Source organism: Streptosporangium sp. NPDC049376, assembly GCF_044466505.1.
Lineage (GTDB): Bacteria > Actinomycetota > Actinomycetes > Streptosporangiales > Streptosporangiaceae > Streptosporangium.
Genome location: NZ_JBITMT010000004.1, coordinates 247,882 through 263,711, shown reverse-complemented (window position 1 = coordinate 263,711; position 15,830 = coordinate 247,882). Strand labels below are relative to the sequence as shown.

Annotated in this window: 13 protein-coding genes and 1 tRNA gene; 6 read left to right on the top strand and 8 right to left on the bottom strand. The window is 68.8% G+C overall.

The genetic code is table 11. The features are described from left to right. Positions 1-73 precede the first annotated feature (73 nt). The 5 genes from pth to ACIBVQ_RS14120 form a co-directional block, all read right to left on the bottom strand. Positions 74-679: an aminoacyl-tRNA hydrolase gene (gene pth, locus ACIBVQ_RS14140; RefSeq protein WP_352013940.1), complete on the bottom strand. Its 606-nt coding sequence runs from the start codon at positions 677-679 to the stop codon at positions 74-76. 197 nt (positions 680-876) lie between these two features. Then, positions 877-1,488, bottom strand: coding sequence for a 50S ribosomal protein L25/general stress protein Ctc (locus ACIBVQ_RS14135; RefSeq protein WP_362914000.1), 612 nt, complete (start codon positions 1,486-1,488; stop codon positions 877-879). Positions 1,489-1,739: 251 nt separating this feature from the next. After that, a complete protein-coding gene (locus ACIBVQ_RS14130) occupies positions 1,740-2,732 on the bottom strand; it encodes a ribose-phosphate diphosphokinase (RefSeq protein WP_352013916.1) in 993 nt (330 codons plus the stop codon). A gap of 76 nt (positions 2,733-2,808) precedes the next feature. Further along, positions 2,809-4,260, bottom strand: a complete 1,452-nt coding sequence (gene glmU / locus ACIBVQ_RS14125; protein ID WP_399177755.1) for a bifunctional UDP-N-acetylglucosamine diphosphorylase/glucosamine-1-phosphate N-acetyltransferase GlmU — start codon at positions 4,258-4,260, stop codon at positions 2,809-2,811. A gap of 166 nt (positions 4,261-4,426) precedes the next feature. Continuing rightward, positions 4,427-4,498: transfer RNA gene (locus ACIBVQ_RS14120), tRNA-Gln, on the bottom strand. 319 nt (positions 4,499-4,817) lie between these two features. On the opposite strand from ACIBVQ_RS14120, the gene ACIBVQ_RS14115 reads away from it, so the two are divergent. The 4 genes from ACIBVQ_RS14115 to ACIBVQ_RS14100 all read left to right on the top strand — a co-directional run bounded on the left by ACIBVQ_RS14115 (position 4,818) and on the right by ACIBVQ_RS14100 (position 9,890). Continuing rightward, complete coding sequence (locus tag ACIBVQ_RS14115) at positions 4,818-5,759, top strand: acyl-CoA desaturase (protein WP_362776818.1); 942 nt, start codon at positions 4,818-4,820, stop codon at positions 5,757-5,759. 144 nt (positions 5,760-5,903) lie between these two features. After that, positions 5,904-6,893 carry a TetR family transcriptional regulator gene (locus tag ACIBVQ_RS14110; protein WP_399177752.1) on the top strand — a complete coding sequence of 330 codons (990 nt, stop codon included), beginning with the start codon at positions 5,904-5,906 and terminating at the stop codon, positions 6,891-6,893. 62 nt (positions 6,894-6,955) lie between these two features. Further along, positions 6,956-9,019, top strand: a complete 2,064-nt coding sequence (locus ACIBVQ_RS14105; RefSeq protein WP_352013920.1) for an RNA degradosome polyphosphate kinase — start codon at positions 6,956-6,958, stop codon at positions 9,017-9,019. Beyond that, a complete protein-coding gene (locus ACIBVQ_RS14100; protein ID WP_399177750.1) occupies positions 9,012-9,890 on the top strand; it encodes an NUDIX domain-containing protein in 879 nt (292 codons plus the stop codon). Before ACIBVQ_RS14105 ends, ACIBVQ_RS14100 begins: the two co-directional genes overlap by 8 nt. On the opposite strand, the gene ACIBVQ_RS14095 is transcribed toward ACIBVQ_RS14100, so the two are convergent. Both ACIBVQ_RS14095 and ACIBVQ_RS14090 read right to left on the bottom strand, forming a co-directional pair. Continuing rightward, positions 9,883-11,370 (bottom strand): CYTH and CHAD domain-containing protein, encoded by a 1,488-nt coding sequence (locus ACIBVQ_RS14095; protein WP_352013922.1) that lies wholly within the window; start codon positions 11,368-11,370, stop codon positions 9,883-9,885. The genes ACIBVQ_RS14100 and ACIBVQ_RS14095 overlap by 8 nt on opposite strands. A 155-nt stretch (positions 11,371-11,525) precedes the next feature. After that, positions 11,526-12,302, bottom strand: coding sequence for a trans-aconitate 2-methyltransferase (locus tag ACIBVQ_RS14090; protein ID WP_399177748.1), 777 nt, complete (start codon positions 12,300-12,302; stop codon positions 11,526-11,528). A 56-nt stretch (positions 12,303-12,358) separates the two neighbouring features. On the opposite strand from ACIBVQ_RS14090, the gene ACIBVQ_RS14085 reads away from it, so the two are divergent. Further along, positions 12,359-12,901 carry a MarR family winged helix-turn-helix transcriptional regulator gene (locus ACIBVQ_RS14085; RefSeq protein ID WP_352013924.1) on the top strand — a complete coding sequence of 181 codons (543 nt, stop codon included), beginning with the start codon at positions 12,359-12,361 and terminating at the stop codon, positions 12,899-12,901. Between the two features lie 38 nt (positions 12,902-12,939). On the opposite strand, the gene ACIBVQ_RS14080 is transcribed toward ACIBVQ_RS14085, so the two are convergent. Then, positions 12,940-14,733: an ABC-F family ATP-binding cassette domain-containing protein gene (locus ACIBVQ_RS14080; RefSeq protein ID WP_352013925.1), complete on the bottom strand. Its 1,794-nt coding sequence runs from the start codon at positions 14,731-14,733 to the stop codon at positions 12,940-12,942. A 652-nt stretch (positions 14,734-15,385) separates the two neighbouring features. Between ACIBVQ_RS14080 and ACIBVQ_RS14075 the strand changes: the two genes are divergently transcribed. Continuing rightward, on the top strand, positions 15,386-15,829 hold the full coding sequence (locus tag ACIBVQ_RS14075) for a DUF732 domain-containing protein (protein ID WP_399177746.1): 444 nt from the start codon (positions 15,386-15,388) through the stop codon (positions 15,827-15,829). The last annotated feature ends 1 nt before the right edge of the window (position 15,830 follow it).

Here is a 15,830-nt window from a genome sequence, read left to right as displayed (position 1 = left end):
TAGCGTCAGGAACGGGAGGTACGAGGTTCGAAGGCCGAAACGCGCGCCGTTCGTACGAACGGCTAGAAGTCGATCACCGGGGCGGGCCCGAGATGTTCAGGTCGGTCGCGTGGAAGGCGTTCTGAGTGGGTTCGAGCCCCGCCTTCATCAGCGACTCGACCACGTCCGCCGCCTTGTCCACCAGGAACGGCAGGTCCTTGCGCTCGGCGGTCGCGAAGTCGCGCAGGACGAAGGAGGCGGCGTCCATCCGGCCGGGCGGGCGGCCGATCCCGAAACGGACCCGCAGATAGTCACGCGTCGCGAGGGACTTGGTGATCGACTTCAGCCCGTTGTGGCCGTTGTCGCCGCCGCCGAGCTTGGCCCTGAGCGCTCCGTAGGGGATGTCCAGCTCGTCGTGGACCACGATCACCCGGGCCGGTTCGACCTTGTAGAAGTCGGCCAGGGCCTTCACCGGGCCACCGGAGAGGTTCATGAACGACAACGGCTTGGCCAGCACCGCGGAAAGGCCGGCGACCCGCCCCTCAAGCACCTCGGCCCGCGACCTGTGGGCCTTGAAGCGCCCCCCGGCCCGCGCGGCGAGCTCGTCGAGCACCATGAAGCCCGCGTTGTGCCGGTTCCCCGCGTACTCGGGACCGGGGTTCCCCAGACCAACGACCAGCCAGCGGTCCACGGTCGGCATCCCTTCTCGCATGCGCGTCAGGTCTCGCACGCGCGTCAGGGCAGCCCGGTCCCGGACTGCCCTGACAGGGGACGACGCGACGACCGCGCACCCCCGGCGTGCTCGGTTTCCCCGCCGCCGTACGGCGGAGCGGGGAAACGGGCCGGGCCGGCGCCCGTACGGCGCGCGGCCCGGTTGTACCGGTCTTACCCGGTGTCCTACTCGGCGGCCTCGGCGGCCTGCTCACCTTCGGCGGCCTCGGCGGCCTCACCCTCGGCGGCCTCGGGCTCCGGCTCGGCGGTCGGGGCGGCGGTGACGTGCAGGACCAGCGTCTCGGGGTCGGCGACCAGCGTCGTGCCCTTGGGCAGCTTCAGGTCGCCCGCGGTGACCTGGGCGCCGATCTCCAGGCCCTCGACGTCGACCTCGACACCCGTCGGGATGTGCGTGGCCTCGGCCTCGACGGAGACGGAGACGAGCTGCTGGTCGAGGATGCCGTCGGCGACCTCACCGGTCGTGGTGACCGGGATTTCGACGGTGACCTTCTCGCCGCGCTTGACCAGCAGGAGGTCCACATGCTCAAGGAAGCCCTTGAGCGGGTCACGCTGGACGCCCTTGGGCAGCGCCAGCTCGGAGACCGCACCCTGGAGGCGGATCAGGACGTTCGGGGTGCGCAGCGCGAGCAGCAGCTCGTGGCCCGGCAGGGACAGGTGCTGGGGCTCGGTACCGTGACCGTAGAGGACGACGGGCACCTTGTGCTCGCGACGGATCTTGCGGGCGGCGCCCTTGCCGAAGTCGTTGCGGGACTCGGCGGTGATGACTACCTCGGACACGGTGGATCTCCTAGGGATCTTCGTCGGTGGAAAAGGACGCGCTCTCCCTCACCCGCCCTAGCGGAAGGCGTTACGAGCGCTGCGTCTCTTTGCCGGGCCGGCGCCCGGCGGCTCGGATGCCTTTCGAGCCGATGTCTTCGCCCGTCGTGCGGTTTCGGACATCTGCGGCATCCTCGCGGCGAACCCCATCAGCTTAGTGGGTTCCGCGGGGAGGTACGGCCCGGGACGCCGGGCCGTACCTCAGGGGAGGGTCAGCTGTCGCCCTCGAAGAGGCTGGTCACCGAGCCGTCGCTGAACACCTCGGTGATCGCGCGGGCGATCAGCGGGGCGATCGACAGCACGGTGAGCTTGTCGAAGCGCTTGTCCTCGGCGAGCGGGAGCGTGTTGGTGACGATCACCTCGGAGACCCTGGAGTTCTTCAGCCGGTCGACCGCCGGGTCGGAGAAGACCGCGTGGGTGGCGGCGACGAGCACGTTGGTCGCGCCCTGCTCGTAGAGCGCGTCGGCCGCCTTGCAGATCGTCCCCGCGGTGTCGATCATGTCGTCGATCAGCACACAGGTACGGCCCCGCACCTTGCCGACGACCTCGTTGACCGTCACCTGGTTGGCCACGTCGAGGTCGCGGCGCTTGTGGATGAAGGCCAGCGGGGTGCCGAGCGTGTCGGCCCACCGTTCGGACAGGCGCACCCGGCCCGTGTCGGGCGAGACGATGGTCGTCGTCTCCAGGTCGAGCTTGTCCCTGAGGTAGTTGACCAGCACGGGCATGGCGAACAGGTGGTCGACCGGACCGTCGAAGAACCCCTGGATCTGGGAGGTGTGCAGGTCGATCGACATCAGCCGGTCGGCCCCTGCCGTCTTGAACATGTCGGCCATCAGGCGGGCGGTGATGGGCTCGCGGCCCCTGCCCTTCTTGTCCTGCCGGGCGTAACCGAAGAACGGCATGATCACGGTGATCCGCTTGGCGGAGGCGCGCTTGAGCGCGTCCACCATGATCAACTGCTCCATGATCCACTTGTTGATGGGCCCGGTGTGACTCTGCATCACGAAGGCGTCGCACCCCCGGACCGACTCAAGGTACCGGGCGTAGATCTCCCCGTTGGCGAAGTCCCGCAGGGCCGTCGGCGTCGTCCTGACACCGAGGTGGCTGGCCACCTCCTCGGCCAGTTCCGGGTAGGCGCGTCCGGAGAAGAACATCAGGTTCTTCTGGCCGGTCTGCTTCATACCGCTGCTCGTACCGCTGGTCATGCCGTCCTCCCGCCGTGACGGCCCACCGTTGCATTAGCGACGCCGCCGCGCCTGATGGCCCGCTTGCTTCGCTCGCTCACGTCTTGCTCCCCTGCTGGTTTTCGGCCTCGGCTGCCCGCAGTGCCGCCTCCGCCGACCTGGTGCCCGCGCGCCTGCGCGCGACCCACCCTTCAATGTTGCGCTGCCGCCCGCGGGCCACCCCTATCGCCCCGGGAGGGACGTCGCCGGCGATGACCGAGCCCGCGGCAGTGTAGGCGCCGTCGCCGATGTTCACCGGCGCGACGAGCATGGTGTCGCACCCGACGAAGGCGTGCTCGCCGACCGTCGTCTGGTGCTTGTCGACCCCGTCGTAGTTGACGAAGATCGTCGAGGCGCCGATGTTGGCCCCCGCCCCGATGACCGCGTCTCCCGCGTAGGTCAGGTGCGGCACCTTCGCGCCCTCGCCCACCTTCGCGTTCTTCATCTCGACGTAGGTGCCCGCCTTGGCCTTCCTGGCGAGCACGGTGCCGGGGCGCAGGTAGGCGTAGGGGCCGACGAGGGCCTCGGGGCCGATCTCCGCCTCGACGCAGACCGCGTTGCGCACGACCGCTCGCTCACCGACGAGCGTGTCGGTCAGCGTCGTGGCCGGGCCGACCTCCGCGCCCTCCGCGATCTCCGTACGGCCGTGCAGCTGGGTTCCGGGGTGGAGGACCACGTCGGGCTCCATGGTCACCTCGACGTCGACCCAGGTGCTGGCGGGGTCGATCACGGTGACCCCGGCGCGCATGTGGGCTTCGAGCAGCCGGGTGTTGAGCACCTTGCGGGCGAAGGCGAGCTGCACCCGGTCGTTGACGCCCTCGACCTCGACGTGGTCGGCGGCCACGTGCGCGCCGACCCGGTGGCCGTCCTCCCTCAGGATGGACAGCACGTCGGTGAGGTACTCCTCGCCCTGGGCGTTGGTGGTCGAGACGCGCTTGACCGCGTCGGCGAGCAGGGTCCCGTCGAAGGCGTAGACGCCGGAGTTCATCTCCCTGATCGCCCGCTGCTCCGCGGTCGCGTCCTTCTCCTCGACGATCTGCAGGACCGCCCCCGTGGTGTCTCGCACGATGCGGCCGTAGCCGTACGGGTCGGGGACCTCGGCGGTCAGGACGGTGACGGCGTTGCCGTCGGCCTCGTGCCGCTCCAGCAGGGCGGCGAGGGTCTCGGTGCGCAGCAGCGGGGTGTCGCCGTAGGTCACCAGGACGGTTCCCTCGATCGCACCGACCGTTTCGAGCACGACTCTGACCGCGTGGCCGGTTCCCCGCTGGTCCTCCTGGATCACGGGCAGCGCGTCGGGACCGGTTCTCGACAGGTGTTCCCGGACCCGGTCTCTCTCATGACCGATGACAACAATGAGCCGCCCGGGTTCGAGGCCTCGGGCGGCTGCGAGCATGTGGTCGACCAGGGTGCGGCCGCACAGCTCGTGCAGGATCTTGGGTGTTTTCGATTTCATCCGGGTGCCCTCGCCTGCGGCGAGGACGATGACGGCGGCCGGGCGCGGCACACTCACGGACGAGGCTCCCTCGGCGTCGCAGCTGAGACATGACAAAGCGGGATGAGATGCGATTACCGCCTGGGAACCGTCCCGTCACCCACTCGACAACGCGAGGATACCTTCCCGTCCACCAACCCACCCAGCCGACCAGCCGGGTTGCCAAACTAGGCAGAACGGACAGCTCCGGCACCAGGACTCGAACCTGGACAACAAGGACCAAAACCTTGCGGGCTGCCAATTACCCAATGCCGGATCAGCCTGGCGACTCGGATCACATCCGATCGCCCGACTCCCCTACGATACCGACCCCTTGCTATCAAACGCGCCTCGTTTGGAGACCTCATCTGATACAGGGCGTGCCGGTCGCCGGAACGGCACCGGACAGGCGCAGGCCAAGTGCCGTCTAGCAGACGGCCGGGTGGCGCGCAAGTCGTTAAACCCCTAGACGACGTTCCCCCAAGAGTCACCTTCCCCACATTAAGCACTTAGGGATTCCTAACTTACGATGGCGTAGGTTACGGTTGCGTAGCCCGACAAACGCCCACCTCCTCCCAGCTTCCGTGAGGTAGTGCATGACCGTCATCGAAGAACGCCCCGCGCCCGGCCCGAAGCCGGAGGCGGACCCAGAGCCGAAGACCACGATCGAACTCGTCACGTTCGGCGTGGTCGTGGCCGCGCCTCTGCTCGCCTTGCTCGCCGCCGTTCCCTTCGCGTGGGGATGGGGGCTCGGCTGGACCGACGTCGCGATCTTCTTCGTGTTCTACGCGGTTTCCGGGCTGGGTGTGACCGTTGGCCTGCACCGCCACTTCACTCACGGTTCCTTCAAGGCCAAGCGCCCGATGAAGATCGCGCTGGGCATCGCGGGCAGCCTCTCGCTGGAGATGTCGGTGCTCGACTGGGTGGCCACCCACCGCAAGCACCACAAGTTCTCCGACAAGGAGGGCGACCCGCACTCGCCGTGGCGGTTCGGCAGCGGCTTCCTGTCGCTGACCAAGGGACTGCTCTGGGCGCACGCGGGCTGGCTGTTCGAGACCGACCGGGTCAACCGGGAGAAGTACGCCCCCGACCTGCTCAAGGACCCCGACATCGTCAAACTGCACAAGTTCTTCCCGGTGATGGCGATCTCCTCGATGGTGCTCCCCCCGCTGCTCGGCGGCCTGCTGACCTGGTCGTGGTGGGGCATGCTCACCGCCTTCTTCTGGGGCACGCTGGTCAGGATCGGGCTGCTGCACCACGTGACCTGGTCGATCAACTCCATCTGCCACGTCTTCGGCGAGGAGGTCTTCGAGTCGCGTGACAAGTCGCGCAACGTGTGGTGGCTGGCCATCCCGTCGTTCGGCGAGTCCTGGCACAACCTGCACCACTCCGACCCGACGTGCGCCAGGCACGGCGCGCTCAAGGGACAGATCGACCTCAGCGCCGGGGTCATCCGCTGGTTCGAGAAGGCGGGCTGGGTTCACGACGTCCGCTGGCCGACGCCGGAACGACTGGCGGCCAAGCGCATATCCGCCTGAATCATGACACCGCGCCGCACCTCCGGTGTCCCCCCTAACACCTTGGACAACGCGCCCGCGCCCCCCTCAAGAAGGGGGCGACGGCCCCCGGTCCGGCGAAATACGGTTCCCGTTTCGCAACCTGGGAGCGCCATCATTGGAAACGTGAGCGAACCCCGACGACGCATGTCAGGCAAGGAACGCCGGGAGCAGCTGATCCAGATCAGCCGGACCCTGTTCGCTGAGAAGGGGTTCGACGGCACATCGGTCGAAGAGATCGCGGCGACCGCCAACGTCTCGAAGCCCGTGGTCTACGAGCACTTCGGCGGCAAGGAGGGCGTCTACGCGGTCGTGGTCGACCGTGAGATGCAGAAGTTGCTCGGCCTGGTGACGGAGGCCCTCTCCGCCTCACACGCGCTGATCAAGCTGGAGCGGGCCGCGCTGGCGCTGCTGGCCTACGTCGAGGAGAACAGCGAGGGCTTCCGCATCCTGGTCCGCGACTCACACGCGGCCTCGGGGACGGGCACGTTCGCCAGCCTGATCAACGACATCGCCAGCCAGGTCGAGGACGTGATGGTCGACCAGTTCGCCGAGCGCGGCTACGACCCGAAGCTGGCGCCCATGTACGCCCAGATGCTGGTCGGCATGGTCGCGCTGACCGGCCAGTGGTGGCTCGACGTCCGCAGGCCCGCCCGCGAGGAGGTGGCCGCGCACCTGGTCAACCTGGCCTGGAACGGCCTCACCGGTCTGTCCCCGACCCCCCGCCTGACCTCCTTCTCCCACGGCCTGGAACCCCGCGGCCCCGAAGCTCACGGCGTCGTGGCCCCGGCGCCGACCGAGAAGGAGCTTCGCGAGCGGGAGAAGGCGCGCGAACGCGAACTGAAGGAGCAGGAGAAGGCCCGCGAGCGCGAGCGGCGCGAGGCCGACAAGCTCGCCCGTGACCTGGAGAAGATCAGGCAGCGGGAGCTGAAGGAGCAGGAGAAGGCCCGTGAGCGCGAGCAGAAGGAGCACGAACGGCTGCTCAGGGAGCAGGAGAAACTCCGCGAGCGGGAGCTGAGGGAGCAGGAGAAGCTCCGTGCCAGAGGGGCGAGGACACCCGCGGGAGGGTCGGCGACGGCCTCCGGAGATGGGGAAAACCTGGAAACAAGCGAGTAACCAACAGCAGCCGTTGATCCCAAATTAACGTTCCGTTCAATCAAAGCGGGCATTCTGGTCATATGTCCGCCGATCCCGCGCACCCCACCCCCGAAGGACTTCCTCTCCCCCAGGAACGCTTCCTCAACCGCGAGGAGAGCTGGTTGCAGTTCAACCAGCGGGTTCTTGAACTGGCCGAGGACACGTCCCTGCCCCTGCTTGAGCGGGTACGGTTCCTGGCGATCTTCGCCAGCAACCTGGACGAGTTCTTCCGGGTACGGGTCGCGGGCCTCAAGCGGCGGATGGCCACCGGCCTGCTGCTTCGCACCAAGAGCGGACTCAAGCCCCGCGAGGAACTGGCCAGGATCGCCGCGATCGCCGACGAGCTCGCGCAGCGGCACTCGGCCTGTTTCCACGAGCAACTGCGCCCGCAGCTCGCCTCCGAGGGCATCGAGATCGTGCGCTGGGACGACCTCGGCCGGGACGAGCGCACCGAGATGCGCAAGCTGTTCCGGGAGCGGATCCGGCCGGTTCTGACCCCGCTGGCCGTCGACCCCGCCCATCCTTTTCCCTATATTTCCGGACTCTCGCTCAACCTTGCCGTGACCGTCCGAAACCCGGCGACCGGCAACACCGTGTTCGCCAGGGTGAAGGTGCCCAGCAGGCTCCCCCGGTTCGTCGCGGCCTCCAAGGACCGCTTCGTCCCCCTCGAAGACGTCATCGCCGCCCACCTGGGACAGCTCTTCAAGGGCATGGAGGTCGTCGAGCACCACGTCTTCAGGGTGACCCGCAACGAGGACCTGGACGTGGACGAGGACGTCACGGAGAACCTCATGCAGGCCCTGGAGCGGGAGCTGCTCAAGCGCCGCTTCGGCCCTCCGGTGCGCCTGGAGGTCGAGGACACCATCACCCCCGAGGTTCTCGACCTGCTGGTCGACGAGCTGGGGGTGGCCCAGCACGAGATCTACCGGGTGCCCGGTCCGCTCGACCTGACCGGGCTGCACGCGATCTCCGACCTGGAGCGGGGCGAGCTGAGCTTCCGCCCCTTCGTGCCCGCCGAGGTGGTCCACGTCGAGGACGACATCTTCGCCGTCCTGCGCGAACGGGACGTGCTGCTGCACCACCCCTACGACTCCTTCTCCACCAGCGTGCAGCGCTTCATCGAGCAGGCCGCCGCCGACCCGAACGTGCTGGCCATCAAGCAGACGCTCTACCGGACCAGTGGTGACTCGCCGATCGTGGACGCGCTGATCGACGCGGCCGAGGCGGGCAAACAGGTCGTCGTGGTCGTGGAGATCAAGGCGAGGTTCGACGAGCACGCCAACATCACCTGGGCGCGCAAACTGGAACGGGCCGGATGCCACGTGGTCTACGGGGTCGTCGGCCTGAAGACCCACTGCAAGCTCGCCCTCGTCGTACGGCAGGAGCCCTCCGGCGAGCTGCGCAGCTACTGCCACATCGGCACGGGCAACTACAACCCCAAGACCGCCAGGCAGTACGAGGACCTGGGTCTGCTGACCGCGGACCCGCTGGTCGGCGAGGACGTCACCGACCTGTTCATCCACCTGACCGGCTACTCCAACCACTCGGCCTACCGGCGGCTGCTGGTCGCCCCGCACTCGCTGCGCGGCGGTCTGGTCGCCAGGATCGAGCGGGAGATCTCCCACCAGGAGGCGGGCCGCCCGGCCAGCATCAGGATGAAGACCAACTCCCTGGTCGACGAGCTGGTCATCGACGCCCTCTACCGCGCCTCTCAGGCTGGCGTCCCGGTCGACCTGTGGGTGCGCGGGGTGTGCACGCTGCGTCCCGGCGTTCCCGGGCTCTCCGAGAACATCCGGGTCAGGAGCGTGCTCGGCCGCTTCCTCGAACACTCCAGGATCTACGAGTTCGGCCACGGGCGCAGGCCGGAGATCTGGATCGGCAGCGCCGACCTCATGCGACGCAACCTGGAGCGCCGCGTCGAGGCGCTGGTCAAGGTCACCAGCCAGCAGCAGCGGATGTACCTCAGCTCGCTGCTCGACCGGGCCATGTCGGAGGAGACCTCGACCTGGTGGCTCAACGCGGACGGCAGCTGGGCCCAGCACCCCGGTGACGACCTGCAGAACCATCTGATCAGCACCCGGCGGTGGAGGACGATAGATGACTGAACTGGACGTCCACCCGACCGACATGATCCGCGCCGCGGGGGCGGTGGTGTGGCGGGGGCAGGAGACGGCCCCCGAGGTCGCACTCGTCCACCGTCCCAAGTACGACGACTGGACCTTCCCCAAGGGCAAGTTGAAGCCGGGTGAGCACGTCATCGCCGGAGCCCTGCGCGAGGTGGCCGAGGAGACCGGGATCACCGCGCTGCTCGGCCGGGCGTTGCCGCCGATCCACTACCTGAAGGGCAAGCGGCTCAAGCGCGTCGACTACTGGGTGGCCAGGGCCGCCACCAGCGAGCCGTACACCGACGTCGAGGAGGTCGACGAGGTCGTCTGGCTCTCGCTGAAGGAGGCCAGGCGGCGGCTGACCTACGAGTGGGACGCGGGCCTGCTGCGCGCCCTCACCGCGGTCCCGCTCGCGACCACCCCCCTCGTCCTGGTACGGCATGGCATGGCCGGTTCGCGCCAGGATTGGGAGGGTGACGACGACGAACGTCCCCTGGACGAGGTGGGAAGGCTGCAGGCCGAGGTCCTCACCGACGCCCTGGCGGCCTACCGTCCCGTCGAACTGATCAGCTCGACGAGCAGCCGGTGCGTGCAGACGCTTGAGCCGTACGCCGAGAGCGCCGGGCTTGAGATCCGTCAGGAGCGGCTGCTGTCCGAGACCTACCACGACCCGAGGGCCGCGCTGCGGCTGGTGTCGAAGGCGCTGGACTCGGAGCGTTCGACGGTGCTGTGCAGCCACGGCAAGGTGCTTCCCGAGCTGATCGCCGGGATCACCGACCGGCCCGGGGACGTGCAGTTACGCAAGGGCGCCTTCATGGTGCTGCACCACGCCGGCGGCAGGGTCGTCGGCGTGGATCGCTACATCACCTGAAAGCCGACAGAAGCTCCTCCACGGCCTTGGAGGTCTCGGCCCAGACCGCCGGGAACTCCTCCCACGCCCGTGCCGCTCCGGCCCGCTCAAGGCCGGTCAGCACGCCGTAGGTGAAGGTGTCCTCCCCCGCGAGCCTGGCGTTGGCCGCCTCGGCCGCGAGCCGTTCCTGGGCGACGACGCCGTCCTGGTGGGTGCCGAGCACCTCCTGTACGGCCTCGGCGTGCTTGGCCAGCTTGCCCAGGCCGAGCACCTCGGCGGTGTAGCGGGCCCGCTTGGCCGTCTTGCGCACCTCGTGCATGGCCTCCTCGCGCTCCGGGCCCTCGACGGCCTGGGCCGCCGCGTACGCCTTGGTGACCCGGTTCCAGCCCTTGGCCGCGACGGCTTCGAGGGAGTCGGCGGGCCGCTTGGCGGCCTTGGTGAGCGTGGGCGTGGCGACCAGGTCGTCCAGCGCGTCGAGCAGCGCGAAGTAACGCTCCCCGCCGAGCACCTCCCTGATCCGGTCGTAGGCCTCGTGCTCGGCGTCGAGCAGGTCGGAGCTGAGGCGGGTCCCGACCGGGCCCACGACCAGCTCCTGGTCGAGGGTCGCGAGGCTGCGGGCGAAACGCTCCCTGATGACCTCCAGGTCCCGGGCCTCGCCGAGGACCCCGGCCAGCCACTTCAGCTCCTCCTGGAGGGTCTCGGTCCCCTCGACGACCGATTTGAAGGACTTCAGCGCGCTGCGCAGCCTCCGGGAGGCGACGCGCATCTGGTGGACGGCGTCCTCCTCGGCGCGCCGTACCCGGGGGTCCTGGGCCAGGAGAGCGGCCACCTGGGCGCCGAGATAGCCCATGACGACCTCGCCCGCCGAACCGGACTTGGTCTCGGCGAGCCGTACCGTGGGGACGGGGGCGGCGGAGTTGAGCAGGCGGGCCAGCTTGCTCGACGAGTCGGCGGGCGAGGCTCCCGCCTTCGTCAGCCGCTTGCCGACCTTGGCGAGCAGTTTGACGTCGCCCTCGATCAGTTCGGCCTCGACCTCACGCCAGCGTTCGAGGTGCGGCTGCTCACCCAGCACGGTGCCCTTGACCCGGTCGTCGGCGATCTCGACGAGCCGAACCCCGGCCCCGTTCACCAGGTGGGTCACCGAACGGCGGGTGTCGAGCTCGGCGACGGGGGTCAGGGGCGCGCCCCTGGTGTAGGCGAGCACGAGGTCGGCCAGCTCCCTGGGCACGATCTTGGCGCTGCGGGTCAGCGGGTGGACGATCTCCTGCCGGACGCCCTTCGCCTTGGGGAGCTTCAGGTGCCAGCCCGGGTCGGTGCCGCCCCGGCGCCGCCGCAGGGTGATGCCCCGGGCCGCGAGCCGCAGGTCAGGGGTGTCGAAGTAGAGCGCGACGAGCTGGTGGGTCTTGGGACCGACGACCCCCGAGCAGCCCGGCAGACCGGTCAGTTCGGGCAGCTCGTAGTCCACCGGCACGTCGAACTTGTCTTCTATTTCTATAGCCACAGGCCGTCCCCTGATGTGCCCAGATATCTATCTCAGTCCCTGCAGTATTTATTGACGTCCCACCATTCGTCCACAACTCCGGACGATCGACCTGCAATTACCCATCGGGTACAGACCCCACCCTGTCCGGACAACGCCTTTCGTTAAGGGTTTGTTCATTTTTCGGTCATCTTTTGGGCCACCACGAAAATCCGCCGGAAGGGGAACAGGGTGCCGTGGGGACCGCGGGGGTAGGCCCGCGCGAGCACGTCGGAGCAGTCGTGCAGGAAGTCGTCCGCCTCCTCGGGGGACAGCCGGTCGAGCATGGGACGCAGGAAACTGCCGGTGATCCATCCGAGCACGGTCTCCTCGCCGGTGAGAACGTGCAGGTAGGTGGTCTCCCAGGCGTCGACCCGGCAGCCCACCCCGGCCAGCAGGTCGTGATACTCGGCGGGCTCACCGACCGGAGTCGGCCTGACCAGGTCGGCGAGCCGATCACGCCAGGTCGTACGGCACAGCTCGTGCACCAGCGCGTGGCTGGGCGCGCCGAAGTTGCCGGGGACCTGGAAGGCGAGCCAGCCCCCCGGCGCGAGCGCCTCCACCCAGCGCGGCAGCAGGTCACGGTGGCCGGGAACCCACTGCAGGACGGCGTTCGACACGATCACGTCGACCGGTTCGCGGGGACGCCACCGGGTGACGTCCCCGACGGAGAAACTCAGCCCACCCGTCGCCGGGGCCCCGGCGAGCATCGCGGGCGAGGAGTCGAACCCGTGCACCTCGGCCTCGGGCCAGCGTTCGGCCAGCGTGGCGGTCAACTCGCCGGTGCCACATCCCGCGTCCACCACCCGGCGCGGGCTCCGCGCCGCTATCCTCGCGACCAGGTCGAAGAAGGGCCGCGACCGCTCGTCGGCGTACCGGCCGTAGACCCGTGGGTTCCATATATCTCTTGACATCAAGGCAACTCATAACGGGTTATTTATCTCGATGTCAAGACAGATAGACTCACCGCATGACCGTGCACCGCTCCGGCCGCGACCTCGACCGGCCCCGCGACGAGGTGGACCGGCTGGTCACCGCCTGGCGCCAGGAACGCCCCGACCTCGACGTCGAGCCCCTCCAGGTGCTGAGCCGGGTCTCCCGGCTGGCCCGTCACCTGGACCGCGCCCGCCGGGCGGCCTTCGCCGAACACGGCCTGGAGAACTGGGAGTTCGACGTCCTCACCGCGCTGCGCCGGGCGGGCGAGCCGTACGAGCTGAGCCCCGGCGCGCTGCTCAGGGCCACCCTGGTCACCTCGGGAACCATGACGAACCGGATCGACAGGCTCGCCGCCGCCGGTCTGGTACGGCGCCGCCCCGACCCCGAGGACAGGCGAGGGGTGCTGGTCTCCCTGACCGACGCCGGACGGGTCCGGGTCGACAACGCCTTCGCCGACCTGCTCCGCCGCGAACGTGACTTACTGGCAGGCCTCGGAAAGCATGAACAGCAGGCCCTCGCGGGCCTGCTGCGCACGCTACTCGTCCCTTTTGACGCGACCGACACCGGAGCGCACTGACCCCACTGCCCTCGCGTCAGGGGACAAACCTCTGACTTTCACTCGCCCAGGCGGTCGGCCAGCTCCAGCCACTCGGTCTCCACGGCCTCCTTCTCCGCGAGGACCTCCTTGAGCTCGGCGTCGAGGGAGGCCAGCCTGCCGTAGTCGGCGGCGGCGTCCGCCATGGAGGCGTGCAGCTTCTCCTCGCGGGTGCCCAGCTTGTCGAGCTGACGCTCAAGACGCGAGAGCTCCTTGCGCAGCTCCCGCTCCTCCTTCGCCGACAGGCCGGTGGTCTCCGTCGGCTGCGGCGTGGCACGGACGTCCGTCGAAGCCGCGGCCCTGGCCGACAGCGCCCCGCCGGAGGCACGCCGTTCGAGATACTCGTCGACACCGCCGGGCAGCATCGACAGCCTGCCGTCGCCCAGCAGCGCGACCGTCCTGTCCGAGACCCGCTCCAGGAAGTAGCGGTCGTGGCTGACCACGATCAACGTGCCCGGCCAGCCGTCGAGCAGGTCCTCAAGCTCGTTCAGCGTCTCGATGTCGAGGTCGTTGGTCGGCTCGTCCAGCAGCAGCACGTTGGGGTCGTCCATCAGCAGCCGCAGCAACTGCAGGCGGCGCCGCTCGCCACCCGACAGGTCACCGACCACCTTCCACTGCGCCTCACCCCGGAAACCGAGGCGCTCAAGCAGCTGGGAGGCGGTCCACTCCTTCTTGCCGACCTGGATGAACTTGCGGATCTCCTCGACGGTCTCCAGCACCCGCCGTGTGGGGTCCAGCTCGGCCAGCTCCTGCGACAGATGAGCCAGCCGGACGGTCTTGCCCCGCACGACCTTGCCGGAATCAGGTCGCACCGTGTCGGCCAGCAGCCGCAGCAGCGAGGACTTGCCCGAACCGTTGACCCCGATCAGGCCGACCCGGTCACCGGGGCCGAACTGCCAGGTCGCGTGCTCCAGAACCAACGGCCCCGCCCCGGGACCGCCCGCGTGCAGCGTGACGTCCTCAAGGTCATAGACCGTACGGCCCAGCCTGGCGGCGGCGAACTTCACCAGCTCGACGCTCTCCCTGGGCGGCGGCTCGTCCGCGATCAGCGCCTGGGCCGCCTCGATGCGGAACTTCGGCTTCGAGGTACGCGCCGGCGGGCCCCGGCGCAGCCAGGCGATCTCCTTGCGCATCAGGTTCTGCCGCCGGGCCTCCGAGGCGGCGGCCACCCGGGCCCGTTCCGCCTTGGCCAGCACGTAGGCGGCGTACCCGCCCTCGTAACGCTCGACCGTGCCGTCGACCACCTCCCACGTCCTGGTGGAGACCGCGTCCAGGAACCACCGGTCGTGGGTGACCACCAGCAACGCCGTACGGCGCGCGGACAGGTGCCTGGCCAGCCAGTCGATGGCCTCGATGTCCAGGTGGTTGGTCGGCTCGTCCAGAATGATCAGATCGTGCTCGCCGACCAGCAGCCTCGCCAACGCCGTACGGCGCCGCTCACCACCCGACAGGGTCCCGGCCAGCGCGGTGAGGTCGATGTCGCCGAGCAGACTGGCCATGATCTCGCGGATGCCCGCGTCACCGGCCCACTCGTGCTCGGGCCTGCCGCCGACGACGATCTCCTGCACCGACAGCGCCGGGTCGAGGTCGTCGCCCTGGGACAGAACCCCCACGTGCAGACCCCGGTTGTGGGTGACCCGTCCCGCGTTCGGCGTGAGGGCACCCGCGATCACCGAGATGAGCGTGGTCTTACCACCACCGTTGCGGCCGACCACCCCGACACGGTCACCGGCCTCGATGCCCAGGGAGACATCCCTCAGCAGAGGCTTGGGACCGTAGGAGTGGGAAACCGACTCAAGATTGACCAGATTCATCGTTTCATAAGGTTACTGCGTCTCTTTGCTCCGCCTGGCGGCGTCGCGGGTTCGGGCGCCTTGAGCCAACGCTTTCCCTCGTCGTTCGTCCGCTTCGCTCCCTCACTCCTCAGTCCAAGCGTCGGCGCGCCCGAACCGAAACTCCACACACTTGGGGCCGGGAAAGCACAAGGTGTGCTGCTTTGCGGCGCCTTCGGCGTCGCGGGGCTTGGGCGCTTTCGAGTCGGTGTCTTCCCTCGTCGCTCATCCGCTGCGCTCCTTCGCTCCTCAGTCCAGACACCGACGCGCCCAAGCCGGACACTCCTCACGCACGGCATCGGTAAGGCCGAGATCGAACCCTTCGTGGCCGGCGCCGATGGCTGGTCGTGGAGTTGGGGAGAGCTGGAATCTTGGCCGAGCTGTCGCGCTGTCTTGCCGGGGATCGGGGCCGCCTGGAGGGGCTGGGAACAAGGGAGTGGGGCGGGGTGGGGTTTGGGACTCCTCTGATGATCGTTTTTGGGTGTTCGTATTGGTTGTTTGCTGATCAATCGGTGAATATGTGGCATATGGTGCGCGGATGCGTCCTCCTGAGCAGCCTTCCCCCACGGGCCCGCCACCCGGTCGGCGGCCGGAATCGCCGCCGCCGCGGAGTCGCAGGAACATCGCGGTCTTCGTGGTCATCGCGGCCGTCGCGGTGATAGGCGTGCTCAGGCTGTTGGGCGGCCTGGCAGCCCCGCCCGACGACGGCGCCGGGACACCCGTGGCGGAACCGGTGGCCTCGACGCCGACGCCCATGAGGACACCGCCCCCGGTCGAGGAGGACACCGGGCCGAGCACGCCGAGCATGGAGCCGACAGCCGCACCCGACCCGTCGGCGTCGGCACTCGAAGCGGCGTTCACGGCGGCGGTGAGGCAGCGGAAGGCGCTGAGGGACGCCGACCCCTACAAACTGGGATGGCTCGGCCGGAACATGTGCGCGGCGCTGGAGGAGGGAAAGGGTTTCGCCGCGGCCGCGCACCTCGGGACCAGCGGGTTCGACCCGGAGACGTCCGCGTACATAGCGAAGCTCGCCATCGTCAACCTGTGCCCGCACCAGCGGGATGCGATTCCCGGTTAAC